The organism is Hyphomonas sp. ske169, assembly GCF_056850855.1.
The window spans coordinates 2,350,348-2,366,163 of the sequence record NZ_CP096146.1; the positions used below are offsets into that span (position 1 = coordinate 2,350,348).

The 15,816-nt window shown below is 53.7% G+C and carries 14 protein-coding genes and 1 pseudogene; 3 read left to right on the top strand and 12 right to left on the bottom strand.

Features of this window, described 5'->3' with window-relative positions:
• Positions 1 to 84: 84 nt before the first annotated feature.
• The 7 genes and pseudogenes from MY069_RS11445 to MY069_RS11475 form a co-directional block, all read right to left on the bottom strand.
• Positions 85 to 984 (bottom strand): tyrosine-type recombinase/integrase, encoded by a 900-nt coding sequence (locus tag MY069_RS11445; protein ID WP_482796702.1) that lies wholly within the window; start codon positions 982 to 984, stop codon positions 85 to 87.
• 42 nt (positions 985 to 1,026) lie between these two features.
• Positions 1,027 to 1,248 (bottom strand): annotated as a pseudogene (locus MY069_RS11450) (Arm DNA-binding domain-containing protein); the annotation flags it as partial.
• Positions 1,248 to 2,552, bottom strand: a complete 1,305-nt coding sequence (locus tag MY069_RS11455) for a tyrosine-type recombinase/integrase (protein WP_482793917.1) — start codon at positions 2,550 to 2,552, stop codon at positions 1,248 to 1,250. The pseudogene MY069_RS11450 and the gene MY069_RS11455, both read right to left, overlap by 1 nt.
• Before the next feature lie 434 nt (positions 2,553 to 2,986).
• Complete coding sequence (gene mobF / locus MY069_RS11460) at positions 2,987 to 4,072, bottom strand: MobF family relaxase (protein ID WP_482793918.1); 1,086 nt, start codon at positions 4,070 to 4,072, stop codon at positions 2,987 to 2,989.
• Positions 4,072 to 5,874 carry a type IV secretion system DNA-binding domain-containing protein gene (locus MY069_RS11465; RefSeq protein ID WP_482793919.1) on the bottom strand — a complete coding sequence of 601 codons (1,803 nt, stop codon included), beginning with the start codon at positions 5,872 to 5,874 and terminating at the stop codon, positions 4,072 to 4,074. The genes mobF and MY069_RS11465 overlap by 1 nt, the downstream gene beginning before the upstream one ends.
• Position 5,875: 1 nt before the next feature.
• Positions 5,876 to 6,196 (bottom strand): hypothetical protein, encoded by a 321-nt coding sequence (locus MY069_RS11470; protein WP_482793920.1) that lies wholly within the window; start codon positions 6,194 to 6,196, stop codon positions 5,876 to 5,878.
• A 448-nt stretch (positions 6,197 to 6,644) separates the two neighbouring features.
• A complete protein-coding gene (locus tag MY069_RS11475) occupies positions 6,645 to 7,493 on the bottom strand; it encodes a hypothetical protein (protein ID WP_482793921.1) in 849 nt (282 codons plus the stop codon).
• Positions 7,494 to 7,641: 148 nt separating this feature from the next.
• On the opposite strand from MY069_RS11475, the gene MY069_RS11480 reads away from it, so the two are divergent.
• Positions 7,642 to 8,664 (top strand): nucleotidyltransferase family protein, encoded by a 1,023-nt coding sequence (locus MY069_RS11480; protein WP_482793922.1) that lies wholly within the window; start codon positions 7,642 to 7,644, stop codon positions 8,662 to 8,664.
• A 133-nt stretch (positions 8,665 to 8,797) separates the two neighbouring features.
• Here MY069_RS11480 and MY069_RS11485 read toward each other — a convergent pair whose 3' ends face one another.
• From MY069_RS11485 to MY069_RS11505, 5 genes are all read right to left on the bottom strand, one after another.
• Complete coding sequence (locus tag MY069_RS11485; protein WP_482793923.1) at positions 8,798 to 9,727, bottom strand: hypothetical protein; 930 nt, start codon at positions 9,725 to 9,727, stop codon at positions 8,798 to 8,800.
• A gap of 133 nt (positions 9,728 to 9,860) precedes the next feature.
• Complete coding sequence (locus MY069_RS11490; protein ID WP_482793924.1) at positions 9,861 to 10,985, bottom strand: hypothetical protein; 1,125 nt, start codon at positions 10,983 to 10,985, stop codon at positions 9,861 to 9,863.
• A gap of 363 nt (positions 10,986 to 11,348) precedes the next feature.
• Positions 11,349 to 12,383, bottom strand: coding sequence for an IS110 family RNA-guided transposase (locus MY069_RS11495; protein ID WP_482793925.1), 1,035 nt, complete (start codon positions 12,381 to 12,383; stop codon positions 11,349 to 11,351).
• Positions 12,384 to 12,478: 95 nt separating this feature from the next.
• Positions 12,479 to 12,862 carry a hypothetical protein gene (locus MY069_RS11500; protein WP_482793926.1) on the bottom strand — a complete coding sequence of 128 codons (384 nt, stop codon included), beginning with the start codon at positions 12,860 to 12,862 and terminating at the stop codon, positions 12,479 to 12,481.
• A gap of 94 nt (positions 12,863 to 12,956) precedes the next feature.
• Positions 12,957 to 13,664 (bottom strand): TetR/AcrR family transcriptional regulator, encoded by a 708-nt coding sequence (locus MY069_RS11505; protein ID WP_482793927.1) that lies wholly within the window; start codon positions 13,662 to 13,664, stop codon positions 12,957 to 12,959.
• A 114-nt stretch (positions 13,665 to 13,778) separates the two neighbouring features.
• Here MY069_RS11505 and MY069_RS11510 point away from each other — a divergent pair, with 114 nt between their 5' ends.
• A complete protein-coding gene (locus MY069_RS11510; protein ID WP_482793928.1) occupies positions 13,779 to 14,657 on the top strand; it encodes an SDR family oxidoreductase in 879 nt (292 codons plus the stop codon).
• Positions 14,654 to 15,799 (top strand): aromatic ring-hydroxylating oxygenase subunit alpha, encoded by a 1,146-nt coding sequence (locus MY069_RS11515; RefSeq protein ID WP_482793929.1) that lies wholly within the window; start codon positions 14,654 to 14,656, stop codon positions 15,797 to 15,799. Before MY069_RS11510 ends, MY069_RS11515 begins: the two co-directional genes overlap by 4 nt.
• Positions 15,800 to 15,816 lie beyond the last annotated feature (17 nt).

Sequence of the window (15,816 nt, forward strand, 5' to 3'; positions counted from 1 at the left end):
CACTTTCCCAGTCAGCTTGCGGGTTTTCAGCCCGAACCAATGGCTTGACATATGTCATGAAACAACTGGTTTTAACTCGGTATGCTATTGATGCGACATCCAATTAACTAATAGCGCCGAAATCCTCTCCGCCGCCTCTTCAAGATGCTGCGCGTCAAGATGAGCGTAGATTTCAGTTGTCTTTGGCCGCCTGTGCCCAAGCAATTGACCCGCCATGTTTAGCGTCTCGCCCGTCAGTATGGCGTGACTGGCGTAGGTATGACGAAGATCGTGCAACCTAATGTCTTCTGGCAAGCCGATCAGGTTTCGGATTGCGCGCCAAGATGAATCTATCGAGGCAATCGGCAAATTAGAGTTCGCGGTTTTCGGAAACACAAACTTCGATTTCGCATTTGTTCGTCTCGTTTCTAGGATCCTGCGTGCGGGTTTAGACAATACGACCTCGCGTGCGCCCGTTTTGGTCGTCGTCAGCGTCAATCGATCTTCGTTGACTTCATCCCAACGAAGTCTTGCGATTTCGCCTGAGCGGCACCCTGTCAACAGGATCAAGTGGATCGCGTCGGCAACATTAAGCCACCGGATTGGCGGCGTTTTTAGCCAACTGCCCAGCATTGCCAATTGATGGCTGTTCAATAAACGTCCTCTAGCCCGGCGCGTGTTGCGACGAATGGGCTTAGACGGATCAGGCGAGTCGGGAGGCAGGATGCCGTTTTCTCGCGCAAACTTCAGCATACTCCGCAGATGCGACAGCGCCTGATTAGCGCCGCCCGGACTAGTCGCGCTGTAGGTGTGGAACCAGTCTGCGATATCGGCGGTGGAAAGTCGGTTTATGGCGTAGTCACCAAACGCCGGAAGGATCGCGCTGTTGAGATACGTTTTTACCGCCTTCATGGTCGTAGGTTTCCATGTTGATTGTTTCGCTTTCAGGAACCTTTTCGCCAGCACATGCAATTTGATGGCGGGCTTATCGTTCGCAGCCAGCAATGAGATAACCGGAGGCGCGGACGCTGAAAGCTTGTGGTGGGCTCGCGCCCGCGCCTCCTCAGCGCTCATAGTTTGAGCATTGCCGAGCGTGACCCGTTTTGCCTTGCTGTCGATCTTGAGCCTCAGGACCCAAGACTTAGTTCCGGTGGGTTGCACCCGCAGGCCAAACCCACTCAATCGGTTGTCTGGCAGCGTGTACTCCTTACCAGCAGGGCGGGCAGCACGAGCGGAAAGGTCGCTGAGATAAATCGGTTCTTTTCGCATCAGTTCGTCTCCGAGCCAGAAATAGCGGCTCGTCGCGCGCGATTGTAGGCACCGACCTTCTGGCGCAAGGTTGACGCACTAACGCCGCGTTCGACTGCGAAGTCAGCAACTGATAGCCGCTGCCCTAGAAACTCTGCCACCAGCGGTGGCGGTTCCGGCAGGGCTTTCGCAGCAGGCCCGGCAAGAGTGCGCTCCAGATGCAAAGCCACGCGCTCGGCAGCTTGCCGCACAGGAGCTTCTGCAAACTTGGCATACCCCGCCGTCGTTTGCAGTTCAGAATGTCCAAGCAAACCTGAAACCGTGCGCAGTGCCTCACCTGACGAGATCGCAATCGACGCAAACCCGTGGCGCAGATCGTGGAGCCGCAAACTTGGAAGCCCGATGTCCTCGCGGATGATTGCCCAAACTTTCGCGATACGCGCAGGAGAAACTGGTTTGCCTTTGATCGAGAATACAAACTCAGAAAGAAGAGGCTGTTCAGAGAGGAGTTCCAGCGCGGCTTTGCCGAGCCAGATTGCGCGCGGCCCAGTTTTGCTGTCTGGAAGTGCCGCGCGGTTTGCGTCCAGCATGTCCCATCGCAGAAGCCGCGCTTCAGATTTGCGACACCCCGTGAGGGCGAGAAATCGGATGAGAGCCACGACGACCGGTTCAGTATCTTTAATACGTTTTAGGGCCTCGCCAAGCCGTCCATAATCTTCGCGGCTAAGCTGATGAACCTGAAACTGGTTCTTTCGTCGGCGCAGCCCCTGACAAGGATTTGACCCCGGCGTACGAAGCCCAAGGATTTCCGCATGCCGCATCATGCCCGAGAGAACGGCAAGCGCGCGGTTTCGGCTTCCCTGCGATGCTTGAGACTGAGAAAACCAGGAAGCGACCTCTTGGGCATTTATGGAGCCAACCTCCCTGAACCCGAACTGAGGCAGGACCGAGCAAGCCAAGAGGCTGCGGTGCGCCTTTAGCGTGGCAGGTTTCCAGTTTGGTGTCCCATGTGCGAGGAAACGCTCTGCAAACTCAGCGACGGTTGCTGTTGGCTTGTCCGGCACAAGTGGCACCGGCGCGGCTTGGCCGGTGAGTTCGGCGATTAGCGTGCGGGCTATGTCGCGGGCTTGGTCAAGGTTCAGCGACGCCTTCGGGCCAATCGAGCGCCGCAAGTTTCGTCCATCCACGCATATCTGAATATACCAAGCTGGCTGTCGATCTTGTCGATGGCGCAGAGCGAGGCGTGGAACTTCACTGTCCCATTCGAAACGGTCGGCTGAAATGGCTTTTGTATTACTGGTGGGTGATATGGGTTTAGCAGGCATAGGGTCTCTCCCGATGCTTCCCCATCAGGACAAAATATTTGCACATCCTGGGGAAGCTTCAGGACACACGGGGAAGAGAAAATCCGAAAGCCCGCATTCCTGTTCGATGCCGTCCCTGAAACCTGTCAGGATGGATCGGTTTTTATTTTATCCAGAGGCGAAGACCCTGAAAACAAATATAAAAACCAATCCGCATCGAACGCCCGACCTATTCCAACTTGCCCTGAATGCCGCCGATTATTGGCAGAACAAAAGGGGATGTTTCGTTTCACACCCCATGCACCTTTGGTGCTGACAAAGCGCAAGCGATTTTGTCTGAAACACCTACGGTTGTTGAAGGTTTCGCTGTATACGCTCAGCTGTATTGTCGCTTACAAAGCCGCGCAAGATTCAGCCAAAACCTAGTAACCACAACGGATTTCGCCTGTGCACGGTCAGCGTTCGATCTCCACGTCACGTTCTCTATTAGATTTGCGGAGCGAAACGCTCAATCCGGACATGCCTCGAGACGAGCTAAGAGCGAGAGCGGCCGTCATCACAAGGCGTTGAATCGAATGACTTAAAGGTGACGATAACGTCGTTACTTTTTCACTCGGTACCGTTGCTTGTACAGCGAGATTTGGTTGATGCTGTTGTCGCCTGTCGGGCAGTTTAAAGCCGAGCGTTCGCGCTTCCTGAGACCATGCCTGGAAGAGGGCAGAGCGCTCGCGGGGGCGCTTGGCTTGGCGCGTCCGAAGCGCGGCGAGTTCCATCCCCTTTGGTGTTCTGTACCCATGTGCTTTGGCCGCCTCTTCGATCGCTTGACGACGTTTGGAGAACGCACGTTCGATTTGATGCGGGATTGCTCGCATGCGAAACGAGCTACCTTGTCGATCGACTGTATAACCGTCCCGTTCGAGCGCGTTCGCTAAGTGATTTCGATAGACTGCGCCGGTTTCTTTTTGTGCTTTGTAAAGTTCGCGGCTGACCAGCGAGCCCCAAGTTCCGTCTTGCCGCGGCGCAGCGTTAAATATGAACGCGTGCGTATGAAGCTGCGGGTCGAGATCTCGGCTCGTGTGGTGATGGAAACGAGCGATCGTCAACCCGGCAACGGGCTCACGCACGGCTCCGCCTTTTCCTCGCCGCGTGAGGGCGTGGTTGTCTTCAAGGTGCTTTGTTGCAACCGACACGGCTTGGCGATGAGCCGCTTCAATTTTCACGCGTTCAGCTGGAGGTGACAGCGCCCACAATACCGATACTGATTTGGGAGCACTGTAGGTCATATCCCAACCGGGAGCGTGAGACTTGTTACTAGTCTGAACGAGCGGCTCCGAAGTTTTTGGATCATAGCCGTTCAAAAGAGATTCAAAGTCTCTCCGGTTAACGTCTCCATCTAACGCAAGGCGTTCTGCGCCTCGTCCATCCCAATCGCTTTCCGCTTCGGCTTCATTTTCTTTTGTGTAGTATTCGTCTTGCGCCATATGCTGGAAGTAAGCGACTGCCGCAGCGACGGATTTGCGCGCCGAGATGGAGGCGACCATTACGCATCAAATCCGTCTTCGGCTTTTCTGCTGATAAAGTCAGCCATATCCGGAGAAAGGATAGGGCGCTCTTCGCGAAGCGGATTGCGTTCTGGAAGTGGAGCGAGATCTCTCGCACATTTCGAAGTCCAGTCGGCAGGCACGCTGGCAGACCGCTGTTCGGGCAGATCCAGAAACGGAATTTCGACGTCGTACACGTGCTGCCCTGGGCCCACCATCAAGGCACGGATTCCATCTTTAGTGACGCCAAGATGATCCGAGAGCTCAGAAGGTGTGATCACGTCACGGATCTCCGGGACCGTCGTTTTGCTCGTAGATCGCAGTCCATTGGTCCAGGTCTCACTCTTGCGCTCAACTTCTACCGTTTGCTTGCCGAGCAAGCGGCTCGTGATTTCAGCGCTCTCGCCAAGGTTCATTCGAGTAATGATGTGCGTGCCGATCATGCCGATCCATGCATTGGCTTGATCAGGGCCATATGTTTTCCGGATCTGAGAGAGGTCTTGCGCGCCCAAGACGACGCTGATGCCTTTTGAGCGACCGACATCCAAAAGCGTGGAGAAATGGTCCATTCGCTCTAGCTGGGGAAACTCGTCGAGGAAGAGCCAAGTTCGAGTATCTGGGTTCTCCCGCATTGCCGGTGAACCAGCATAGCTTGCGAGCAAACCAATTATCCCTGAAAGCCAGGCCTTAGAGAGTTGCGGGAACTTTCCGTCGCGCTGCAGCACTACCGGACCGTAGTTTGGTAGGTCCAACCACCTCCGGATCGAGAAGCCACCCGAACTTCTTGGCCAGGCGTCTGCCAATACCAACACAATGTTCATATGAGATTTGAACGTTGTCAGAATGCTCTGAGTGGTTTTGCTGGTCGGTTCACGCAAAAACTGCGTCGCAGCTGGATAATGGCGCTGGGCGACTTCGAGAAGTCGTTCTGGGTCGGCGAGTACCAGGTCGCGAAGATACATCCAGTTCCAGCATTCTGGACGGGTGTTTTGCAGCGAGACAATGCAGGCGACGAAGATCTCTCTCGCTGCGTTTGACCACATCGGGTCCGATCCGCTGGCCGGTATTATGCGCGCCGCCAGTTCTCGCGCTTCCTGCGGGGTACGACAATCATAGGCGATATCCCATTTCAAGGAACGCGCATCATGCGGGGCCATAACGCCGCTTATGTATGGCAGCTTGGAAGTCAGATCGCCCTTCGTGTCGAGGATTAGGACTTTGTCACCGCGGTGGATCGCGCCCAGCATCAAAAGGAGCATCGCAGTCGTCTTACCCGCACCCGTACTACCCCAGGCGAGGAAGTGTCGACTCTCTCTATCGAGGCTCATCGGAACGTTCAGTGGAAACTCAATGCCCTGGCCAGATTGTTTGCATTCTTTGCGTGATATCTTTTTGAGTTGCTTGATAGCTGCCTTACCTTTGAAGTGCTGTCGCCCGCGCACAACTTTTGGCGGCTTCGATCCGTATTTCATGATCCAAAAGAACGCGATCAGCGTCGCGACGCTAAGACCGGATAAAGCTGAAACGAGATTAAGTCGTCGATTAAACGCCGGCTGCGTTTCGTAATACTTCATTACCGCTTTGCAGTGGGACCATGTATCGACGCCAACAGGATCGTAGAAAAGCGACGCAACTCGGGCCTTGGCACAGTCATCCATGAATGCCCGATCATGATACGAAATTTGTCCCGGCGCGGTTTCGACGCCAGCCCGATAATAGTGGAAGCCTAATTCGTAAGACCCAAAGGCCGTCACCGCTAACACTGCGCATGAGGCTAGGAGATTCGTTTTGATCTTCGACATGTTAGTTCCTCTCGGCTTTCAACTGACCGCTGAGGGCAAGCAGGAGTTGCTCAAACATTTTCTCGATGCGCGCGACGGTGGCTCGGAGTTCAGATTGAGAGGTCTTGGACAAGTGAATGTCTTGAGTGACGATCGCGAGTTTTCGTTCGATTTTCAGTAGTCGACTGGCTTGTTCGAAGGGGTCGCCATCCGACAGACCAGACCTGATCAGTTCGCGGGCAACTCCCGTCTTAGTCCCAGAAATGCGTTTGGCTCGTTCTGAAAGCCTGTCTATGTCTTCAGGGGCTAATCGAATAGAGACCGGAGTAGATACATCAGTCATGGTAGATTTTACCATCGCGATCAATGTACGGCGCCTCGCAATCAGCCATCCAGCCAAGAACCGCTCGCCTGCGATAGCGAACACTTTTTCCTAGCTTCAGAAACCTCGGTCCTCCTCCTCGACTGCGCCATGTGGTGAGCGTGCAAATCGGCACGCCTGTCATTTTGCTGACTGACGGGGTGTCGATGGCTTCATCTAGCCAACCAGGGTTGCCTTCTAGAATTTGTTCAAGATGTGGAATGCTGTGATTAGACATAAACTCTACTCCGCGCGGTGATCGATAGAGAAACGCGAGCACAGATTTCGTTGGCGAAAAAGGAAAACAGTTTTGTCAAACTTCAGCGCAGATGCGCATAATTAGTCGTAATAATACACGTAATGGGCGGAGTTCTCGCGCGACATATCCCTTTGTAGAAGAAATCTCTCCCGACCTGGTTGCCTCAAATTTCTACTCGTCCAATTCGATGCGTGCTTGCATCCGAAGCGGCATCATTCGACCCTGAATAGTGGTGAGTGCCAGAACGTTTTGGTCTGGGAACTCGGCGACAAGTCGTTCATGAATCTCTGACGCCATCGCGTTATTGTACGCTTCTGGATTCTTTCTGTGCAACTCGGCTACAAGTTCCTGGACGCGCGGCCAAAGGTCAGATGAAGGTCTCCCAGGTTTTAAACGTTCTTTCTCATTCTCAACGAGGCGAAGCGGTACCAGATCATCTCCATTTGCCACGTGGCGGTCGTTTGCGGCGTCGAGATCAACGTTTCCGTTTTGCGGAGTCATCATCCCTGCAGCCTCAAACCAGGTCCGTAAAACGGTTCTGTCGACCATTATGCAATCTAATAGGTCGCGAGCTCTGTCGCCATAACTACCTATCGGGAGTTTGGACAATCTATTGATGGTTGAACTGATAAAGTCCTCCGTCAATTGCTCTGGGGCATCGAACGGCAGCGCCTTAATCTTCCACAAAATGGCAACAACATCGGCCGAAGTGCCATACAAATAGCGGCACCCGCCTCTGGCGCTTCCTGACATCAACATTACCCGGTTCGCAAAAGACAAGCTTGGGACTGCAAGCGTTTGTTTGCTCGTATACTTTGAGGTCGCATAGCGGGAGGGTACCTCATTTGGAATTTCTGGATCAAATCTTCCGGCAAATAGATCGGCGACTAGAAGCTGCATCATTGCCTCCCCGTTGAGTTCGACTTCGAGAGACTCAAATAGTTCAGCTAGTTCTCCGAGTTCGGAGAACCGTTCCATATCTTTAAAACTCAACTCAGATACCGAAATTGCATACTCCATTGCTGGTCAGAAAGTCTGAAGCATGAACGGTGCCAGCTTGGTCCACACTTCACGTCTGGTTAGATGATTTGGTTACACCACAAATATTGCTTTTGTGGTGTAACCAGTGTATTACACTACAAAATATACTTATGTGGTGTAACGCGTGATGCATAGCTTCCCCCTTTCGATCCATACAACATATCAGGACCTGCTGCAGGCCCACGCAATACGAGCGATCTCTGATGTTCCGGGAAAACCCTTTCTTCGAGATATGGGAAAGAAAGGAAAGTATTGGTACGCGCGCCAGAGGATCGGCGACAAGACCACTCAGAAATATGTTGGACCAGACACCCCTGAGGTTCGCGAACGGATCCAGGCCGCCGAAGCTGCAAATGAAGAGACACATGCCTTTGAGCGTCGCTGTGCCAGCATGGTTGCACAATTGCGCGCCGCGGGCGTTCCAGCCCTAGATCGGGACACTGGAAAAGTCCTAAATGCAATGGCCAGGAGCGGTGTCTTTCGCCTGGGTGGAACGCTTATCGGGACACATGCTTTTCGCTTATATCGCGCCGAACTCGGCGTGCGTTTTGACAACACGCTTGCCGTAACAGGCGACGTGGACATCGCTGCCTTTGAGAACCTTAAGCTCGTGATCGAAGACGAAGTTGATCCGGCCCTGCCGGAGACCTTCAAGGATTTAAGCTTAGAACCGGCCCCCGGGCTTGATCGTAGGAATCGTCCAACCAAATGGGTCATGGGCGGAGGAGGCGGTACCGAAGTCGAATTCTTGGTACCATTGATGCGCGAAGATAGCGGTATTCTCAAACTGGATCCACTTGGTGTCTATGCACAGGCGCTTCCATTCCTGAATTTCCTGATCGCAGAGCCAATTCCTGCGGTAGCGCTTTATCGTTCTGGTGTGCTGGTCCAAGTTCCGAGGCCAGAACGTTATGCGGTGCATAAGCTGATCGTCGCGGCGCGCAGGCACTCGTCGTCTGCCCTAAAAGCGAAAAAAGACCTAGCTCAAGCAGAAGTACTGTTTGAAGTGCTTAGCGAAGATCGACCGGCTGAGCTCGCAAACTCATTGTCAGTTGCGATGGAAAAGGGACCCGCATGGAGAGCGGCCATCGGAGTGTCGCGAAAGAATTCAGCTCAGATCGAAAAAATAGTGACGGATGTACTTGGATAATTGCCAGAGGTAAGGCTCCCGAAGGGCATACTTGGGGAGTGAATCTAGGAAGGCTGAGTGAGTCTGTTTGGCGAGCAAAACCAGACGTAAGAAAACTTGCAGAAACCCGGTTTATGCGACCAAAACTGGATCGTTATCGGCAAGAAGACATGGCATCTGTCCGAAGGCGTTGCACTTCATCACCCCATTCAATCCGTGTCTTGGAAACGAAATTCTCTGCGAAATACTCCGCCTTGCATTCACAATCGCGTCCGCCCGCACGTTGACACTCTGATAGGTAATACTCGTTCGCTTGTTCCCGGCTGCGACAGTCGCCGTGTTCAAACATACGCGCCAGAATTTTCGGAGCGGTTAGTTCAGGGCTGCTATAGTCTGCGAGTTTGGCAACTGTCGCGGCCCGATCGCCCTCATAATTTTGTTGGCGTCCGCGCGCGGTCGCCGAGGCGTCTTGTTGTTGTGCGGTCAATGATGCGCGTACCTCATCTCGCTTCTCTGTTGCCATCTCAATGACGCAGGTCTTGTCGAGTAAAGCCTTACTGGTGCGCCCATTCAAATGCGCCAATGCCATCTCCGCGTCGAATCCAGCAAGGTCTCCTTCGCTCGAGTTGAGCGGCGCGGGTTCGACGTCCTGTGAAGACACTTGAGGCTCGCTCACAGCGAAACTTACCGAAAACAGATCAAACCTCGTACCCTGTGGGGTCGCGACCCAAGCCGATACCGGGGCGCCAGATACAATGGCGGCTTGCAACGCATCAGCGTCAGCGCCAGGGCTTGCATATACGGCTCTTGAGTCAGCACCGCCGCCTTGTCCTGTCGCCCTCCATCCGCGCTGGTTGACCCAGCTATCGATGATGGTTCCACCCGCATCTATCTTCACAATCAAATTGCGAGGGTTGGGCATACCGAGCGCTTGATTGGCTTCATTTCGAACCGAACCTGGCATCGCCAAACGACTATGGCGATTGTCGCTACAACTATACTCGATTGCTCCATCCGAAGATGTGGCTTCGTAAACAGCGCATTCTGCGTATGCTGTCGCGAGGCAAGCGATGGATACTATCATTGTTGAGAGAGTCTTGAGCACGCAATGTCCCCTTTCGCGTTTCTGAGATCCTTTAGGGTTACACGTACACAACGGCTTTCAGAACTCAAGAACACGCGGGAAGACATTGCTAGTTCTCCTCACGCTTAGAGGGCTATTCGCCGAAGTAGTGTTTGCACGCATCGAGTTCGCGGCGCTGCCAAACATCGTGAAGGTCCCAGGCCCACCAGGGCGTATCGTTTCCGTAGCAATAATTGCGGAACTGCAAGATTGCGAGGCCAGCGATAAACGCTTTGGCGAGGTCCTCAGCTTCCTGCCTTGCGGCAAGCACGTCCTGCGTTCGCTTTGCGCTTTGCGCCTGGTGCCAGTTATAGTCGGCATATGAGAGCCGTTCCCATTTCTTAGTCAGCGTTTTGATTTTCCCATTTGCAAACTCGGAAACACCAAATCCGAGAGAGAGCGATAGCGTGTTTGCTTCGCTTGTATCGAAGTCCATGGCTTTTAAGCGCGTTCGCTTGGGCTCCAGTAGATTGTCCCAGAAATAGAAGAAACCTGTCGCGAAACCTGCATCATAAGGCCTGATGCGCAGCGATTGAGCACCTGCGTTAAGTTGGAACGAACTGTGTTCTCTGGCATTCGCACCCACGCGATACTCCGGGTAAGCGAATTCCGCGATATTAAAAATCTCGCCCTCTGAGCTGTGTTGCAGCCCCACCAGCCAGATGTCCGCCTGGACAGAAACCGTTTTACCGCCGCAATAATTTTCGACCACCTGATCACGAATGACCGGTTTCAGTGTTTGATCAAACCACTCACGCGATATTTCAAACGTCGGCAACTCGTTGATGACGACAACAACGTGCATGGAGGGCACGGCCACGGGTGCGATATTATACCGCGTGCTATCTTGTCGCCACTCGCGATGCCATTCGGGGGCGGAGCAAATGGGTCCTTCCGGAATGACCTTCGAGATGGGGCGCCCACTGGCGTTCTGTTCGCGCGTGCGCACATTCCCCCGATTGAAGACGGCAATTGAGTCTTCTGCATATAGGAGAACACCCCTGTTCTGCGGTGAAACGGACACCCTTTCTCCGAGATTTGGTAAGTCTTTCGCCTGGATGGGACGCCAATCCTCGGGATCGAAAGCGGCGGTTTCCTCAATCAGGGTTTCGTTCAAGTAACTGCCTTGTGCGACGGCAAAACTTGGAACAAACCAAAGAGCGAAACAGCCAATCAGCCACAAAATAAATGGGCACTCGCCCCAATAATTACGATTCATTCCGCTGCCTCTTAGCTATTCGATCTTTGTTGTGATCGTCGTCAACCGATGCATCTTCGCACATGCCTTGGAACGGTCCAAGCGGTTCCGAAACGCGAGCATCTGTGGACGGCGCCCCCGTGGCAAGAGATTTTAGTTGGTCATTTGCAGGTTGGCCGTTAGCGGGCATCTGTTCGGCCTATTGAGACGGCTTTCGGACGCCGCTGGCCATCATGCGCTCCGCAAGATGAGGTTCCTTACAAAAGCACGCACTCGAGGGTGCTGGCTCGCGAGTGGATTGTCCTCACTTGTCAGAAACTCCGGTTCTGCATGACCTCCTTATGCTCTCACCAATTTCGTTTGCGCCTTAGCGGCGCGGTGACTTTATGCCGGCAAAAGCTTTGCCGGATTGAACTTTTCTCCTTTGGTCATCAGGGCCCAGATCATTCGGCCGATCTTATTGGCCATAGCGATCGCAACCACCATCATCGGTTTGCGCTCGAGCAAACGGCTGAGCCATGGATGCTTCGTGAAGCCGAGCTGTTTGGCTCGGATGATCATCGACATCGCGCCAGCAACCAGTAAGCGCCTCAGTTCTGGGTTCCCTGTCTTTGTGATCCGCCCCATCCGATCTCGCCCGCCGCTGGAATGCTGCTTGGGCACAAGACCAACCCAGGCGGAGAAGGCGCGGCCGGATTTGAAGATCTTCGGATCGGGAACTTCCGCAACCACTCGTGTTGCGATGACCGGTCCAACGCCAGGGATGGTCTCTAATCTCTGACACATATCACTAGAGCGATGCGCTCTCATGATCTTCCGATCAGTTTCCAGGATTTGCCGCTTCACATGTCGGAGCTCATTGGCGAGTGGCGTCAGACACTCCCGCGCCAGATCGGGGATGCGATCATCCTGATCGTCAGCCAGCGTGTCGAGGATGGCCTCAACACCCATCCGGCCCCTGGCAGCGACGATTCCGAACTCAGCCAAGTAGCCCCGCAACGTATTGATCAGCCGGGTCGATAGACGCACCCAGTGATCACGCACACCGTGTAGGGCAAGAAGCGCTTGTTGATCTGGTGTTTTGATCGGAACGAACCGCATCGTTGGCCTTGTGACGGCTTCGCAGATCGCTTCTGCATCGCGCATGTCGTTCTTTTGGCTCTTCAGATACGGCTTCACGAACTGTGGGGGCATCAGCTTCACATCATGCCCGAGTGCCCTCAGCTCGCGGCCCCAATAGTGCGCTGTTGCGCAGGCTTCCATGCCGACCAGGCACGGTTCCAATTGATTGAAATAGGCGAGGACTCGCGACCGGCTGAGTTTGCGTCGGACGACAACCTCACCCTCCGCGTTGATCCCGTGAACCTGAAAAACCGATTTGGCTAAATCCAAGCCAATAACTGTGATACTCTTATCCATAGGCGTGCTCCTAATGTTGGCGGTGTGGATACCTTCACATTACCAGCTCAGCAGAGCTGGGTGGGGCACGCCGTCCACAGCATCAAAAGCAGTCGTTAGCAATCGCGGCCAATGCGCATCGAATCGCACTTGGAAGCGTATTCCTCGCTATTCGCCAGATGCCATAATTCATCGAGCGGGATGCCCAAGATCATGCCCACTTTATCAATCGAGAATTCCTCGAGTTCTAAGAGCAGCACCAGCTGTCGCATGACATCTTTGGCGCTTTTCGGATCATGCTGAACGATGGAACGCTGCAACAGAATGAAGAGGTCGACTTTGCGAAAATGGTCGATTGGGGTTTCTTCGTCGCGCGCTTCGAGTAATCGCTCGACAACTTGCGCCAAGCATTGATCAGCGCTTTCGAGATTTCCAACCATCGCAAATGCATAGCGCCGCATGCAAGGAAGCTGCTGTTCTATAAAGGTCGCAAAAGACATTTTCTGGTCGCCTGTGGTCTGCCTCGATTTGAGCGCGGCACGACTAGAAAACTCTCCTGAGACGCGAAATCCTATATATCTGGGACAATGACAGTTAGGCTGTCGGTTGCATGATACGCAGATCGATCATTGCAGCTGTTTTTCGCACGCTCTGCAGTTTGACCTCATCGCAACGCATAGCGCGAAAGCAGAAATCAGCCGTTGCCCTTGCTTGTTCCTCGGGGGTCAACTCATTCGCCAGTTGCGGAGCCAGAATAGACGTCTCTGTCAGCTGAAATACCTGCTCCGCGGCGAGCTGCGATTGGTCAGCCCTTAAAGTGTTCTTGGCTAAGCATGCTTTGATTAGTCCCGCATAGTGAGCAACCATTCTAGTTCGGACAGCTTGCGCGGATACGAATTCCGGCTTCCTGAGTTCCGGAAGGTAGAAGATGCCCACATAGTCTTGGTCTGCCGATGCGACGGCCACGACTTCTTCATAAATGCTTTTGTAGAGAAGGACTTCTGGTTCGGCATCGATAGCCTTGAGCTCTTCGTAAAATGAGAGCGACGCCTGCGCTGCATATGAAATGAGCTCATTCAACAGGCCATCCTTGGATCCGAACAGATTGAACAGCGATGCTGGCGAGGCATCCAATGCAGTCGCCATCATTCGAATGCTCGTTCCGGCAAAGCCATGCTCAGCAATGAGCTTGGTGCAGATCTCAAAGACCCGCTGTCGGGTCAGATGAGGTTTGCCATCTCCTCGAGGTCGTCCGACGGGGCGGCGTTTCTTGGTGGCGATATCAGGCGATTTATTGGTCATGTGACATGGCTATAGAGGTTGAAGCTTAATGTCTAATTTAAATCGATCGATCTAAAATAATTGACTCAAGCAAAATACCTATGCTACAGCGCCCCTCGAAATCAGGAGGAAGCTATGCCCACAGCCATTGTTACTGGATGCTCTCGCCCGACCGGGTTTGGACAACTCACCGCCAAAACGCTCGCTCGAGCGGGCTTCGATGTGTTTGCAACGATGCGGCGTGCGTCTGAGCGCCGTGCAGAGCTCGATGCCTGGGCTATGGAACAAGACATGAGCTTGACCGTGCTAGAACACGACGTGCTCGATCCGACTCAAAATCGAAATGTTGTAAAAGAGGTCAAGTCGATCACGGGCAGCGTTGATGTCTTGGTCAACAATGTGGGGATGAGCAGTTTTGGGGCACTAGAAACACTGCACAGCAATCATATCCATCAGGTCATGGACACCAATTTCTTTTCAGCCGCTGACATGACGCGCGCCGTGTTGCCGGTTATGCGCGCGCAAGAGTACGGACGCATCATTTTCGTTTCATCCATGGCGGGTGTCACGGGCATTCCCGGTGAATCCATTTACTGCGCCAGTAAGTTTGCTCTCGAAGGCATGGCTGAGTCCCTGGCGATGGAAGTAGCGCGCTTTGGTATATCGGTCAGCACAATTCGGCCGGCGTTCTTCAATACTGGCATGAGTATGCACAATACCGATGCGTCGAGCTTCTTCTCTCGGGACACGCCCTATGATGCGTTCAATGACCAAGTTGTGGCGTCGACGTCTGAAGGCGAAGTCGCAGGCGAAAATCCGCAGCTGGTCGCTGATACAATTCTCGAAGCCGCGTCCGCTGAACAACCAAAACTCCGATACGAGCCTGGTGTCGCTGCACCAGAAATATTGGCTGGCCGAAAAGCAATGAACGATGCGAAATGGCGCGCGTTTGTCATGTCGGAACTCGGCATGTCGGATTGGTTGGCATCTGAAGAAACGGGAGTGCCAGCATGACCACGTTGATTGATCGTATCCCAGACTTTACCGCCGACCAAATTAAGCGCGTCCGTCAGCCCTTGGAGAACGCGTACACGCTGCCACCGCAGGCTTACCTAAGCGAAGATATCTATGCGTTGGAAGAAACAGAGATCATGCGAAAAAGCTGGCTCCCGCTGGCCCGCGTGGATCAGATCGCTGAGCCCGGGCAATACATATCCCTCGATCTGTTTGGACAGCCGGTGATGGTGGTGCATGGTATCGATGGGGAGTTTCGTGTCATGTCCCGCGTCTGCCTTCATCGCGCAGCGCCGATCGCCGAAGGTGAAGGTAAGCGAAAGCTCTTTACGTGCCCCTACCATGCCTGGAGCTACGACACGACCGGGCAGCTCATCCGCGCGCCTCTAATGGACGGGGCAGAAGGGTTTGCGGAGAAGGACTGCAAGCTGCCCCAAATCAAAACCGAGCTCTGGAACGGTTTCATCATGGCAAACCTCGACCCAGACGCGCCCCCTTTTGCGCCGCAAGTGGCGGACTACTCAAGCTACTTCGAAAAGTACAAGCTCGATGAGATGGTCGTTGTCAAAACACTCGAGTTTGACAGTCCGTGGAACTGGAAAGTTCTGGTCGAGAACTTCATGGAAGCCTACCACCACATCGCGACGCATGCTCAGTCTTTGGAGTCGCTTTTCCATGCCAGGGATTCAAAGATCCCCGATAATACTGGCCCCTGGTCAATTCTTCACATGCCGTCGGCGCATGAGGCGGCAGCGCCTGGGCTACCACCAATTGAAGGATTAGAGCCATGGCAAGAACGCGATTTGTTCGCCACGGTTATGTTTCCCCATTTCTTATTGGCGTTCCAAGGCACCGGCGTCGCGTGGTATCAAGTGTTTCCGCAGGCGGCGGATCGGATGCTGTTAAAAATCCACTTACTGTCACCCAAATCCCATCTGGCGTTGGACGGTTTTGGTGAAGCTGCAGAAGGCAACGCCGCTCTGGTGAGTGTCGTTCATCACGAAGATATCGATGCCAATGACAAAGTTTGGGAAGGGCTCAAAGCCCCGCTCACGAAACAGGGGCGTCTATCGCCGCTCGAGAAGTCAATCTGGCAATTGAACCAGTGGTGGCTGGAGAAGATGAACGCTCCGGCAGAGTAACCACACCGCAAATTCGA

Coding starts and splice junctions, on each gene's coding strand:
- MY069_RS11455 (WP_482793917.1), bottom strand. CDS start 2,552: ATGCCTGCTAAACCCATATCACCCACCAGTAATACAAAAGCCATTTCA.
- mobF (WP_482793918.1), bottom strand. CDS start 4,072: ATGGTCGCCTCCATCTCGGCGCGCAAATCCGTCGCTGCGGCAGTCGCT.
- MY069_RS11465 (WP_482793919.1), bottom strand. CDS start 5,874: ATGTCGAAGATCAAAACGAATCTCCTAGCCTCATGCGCAGTGTTAGCG.
- MY069_RS11470 (WP_482793920.1), bottom strand. CDS start 6,196: ATGACTGATGTATCTACTCCGGTCTCTATTCGATTAGCCCCTGAAGAC.
- MY069_RS11475 (WP_482793921.1), bottom strand. CDS start 7,493: ATGGAGTATGCAATTTCGGTATCTGAGTTGAGTTTTAAAGATATGGAA.
- MY069_RS11480 (WP_482793922.1), top strand. CDS start 7,642: ATGCATAGCTTCCCCCTTTCGATCCATACAACATATCAGGACCTGCTG.
- MY069_RS11485 (WP_482793923.1), bottom strand. CDS start 9,727: ATGATAGTATCCATCGCTTGCCTCGCGACAGCATACGCAGAATGCGCT.
- MY069_RS11490 (WP_482793924.1), bottom strand. CDS start 10,985: ATGAATCGTAATTATTGGGGCGAGTGCCCATTTATTTTGTGGCTGATT.
- MY069_RS11495 (WP_482793925.1), bottom strand. CDS start 12,383: ATGGATAAGAGTATCACAGTTATTGGCTTGGATTTAGCCAAATCGGTT.
- MY069_RS11500 (WP_482793926.1), bottom strand. CDS start 12,862: ATGTCTTTTGCGACCTTTATAGAACAGCAGCTTCCTTGCATGCGGCGC.
- MY069_RS11505 (WP_482793927.1), bottom strand. CDS start 13,664: ATGACCAATAAATCGCCTGATATCGCCACCAAGAAACGCCGCCCCGTC.
- MY069_RS11510 (WP_482793928.1), top strand. CDS start 13,779: ATGCCCACAGCCATTGTTACTGGATGCTCTCGCCCGACCGGGTTTGGA.
- MY069_RS11515 (WP_482793929.1), top strand. CDS start 14,654: ATGACCACGTTGATTGATCGTATCCCAGACTTTACCGCCGACCAAATT.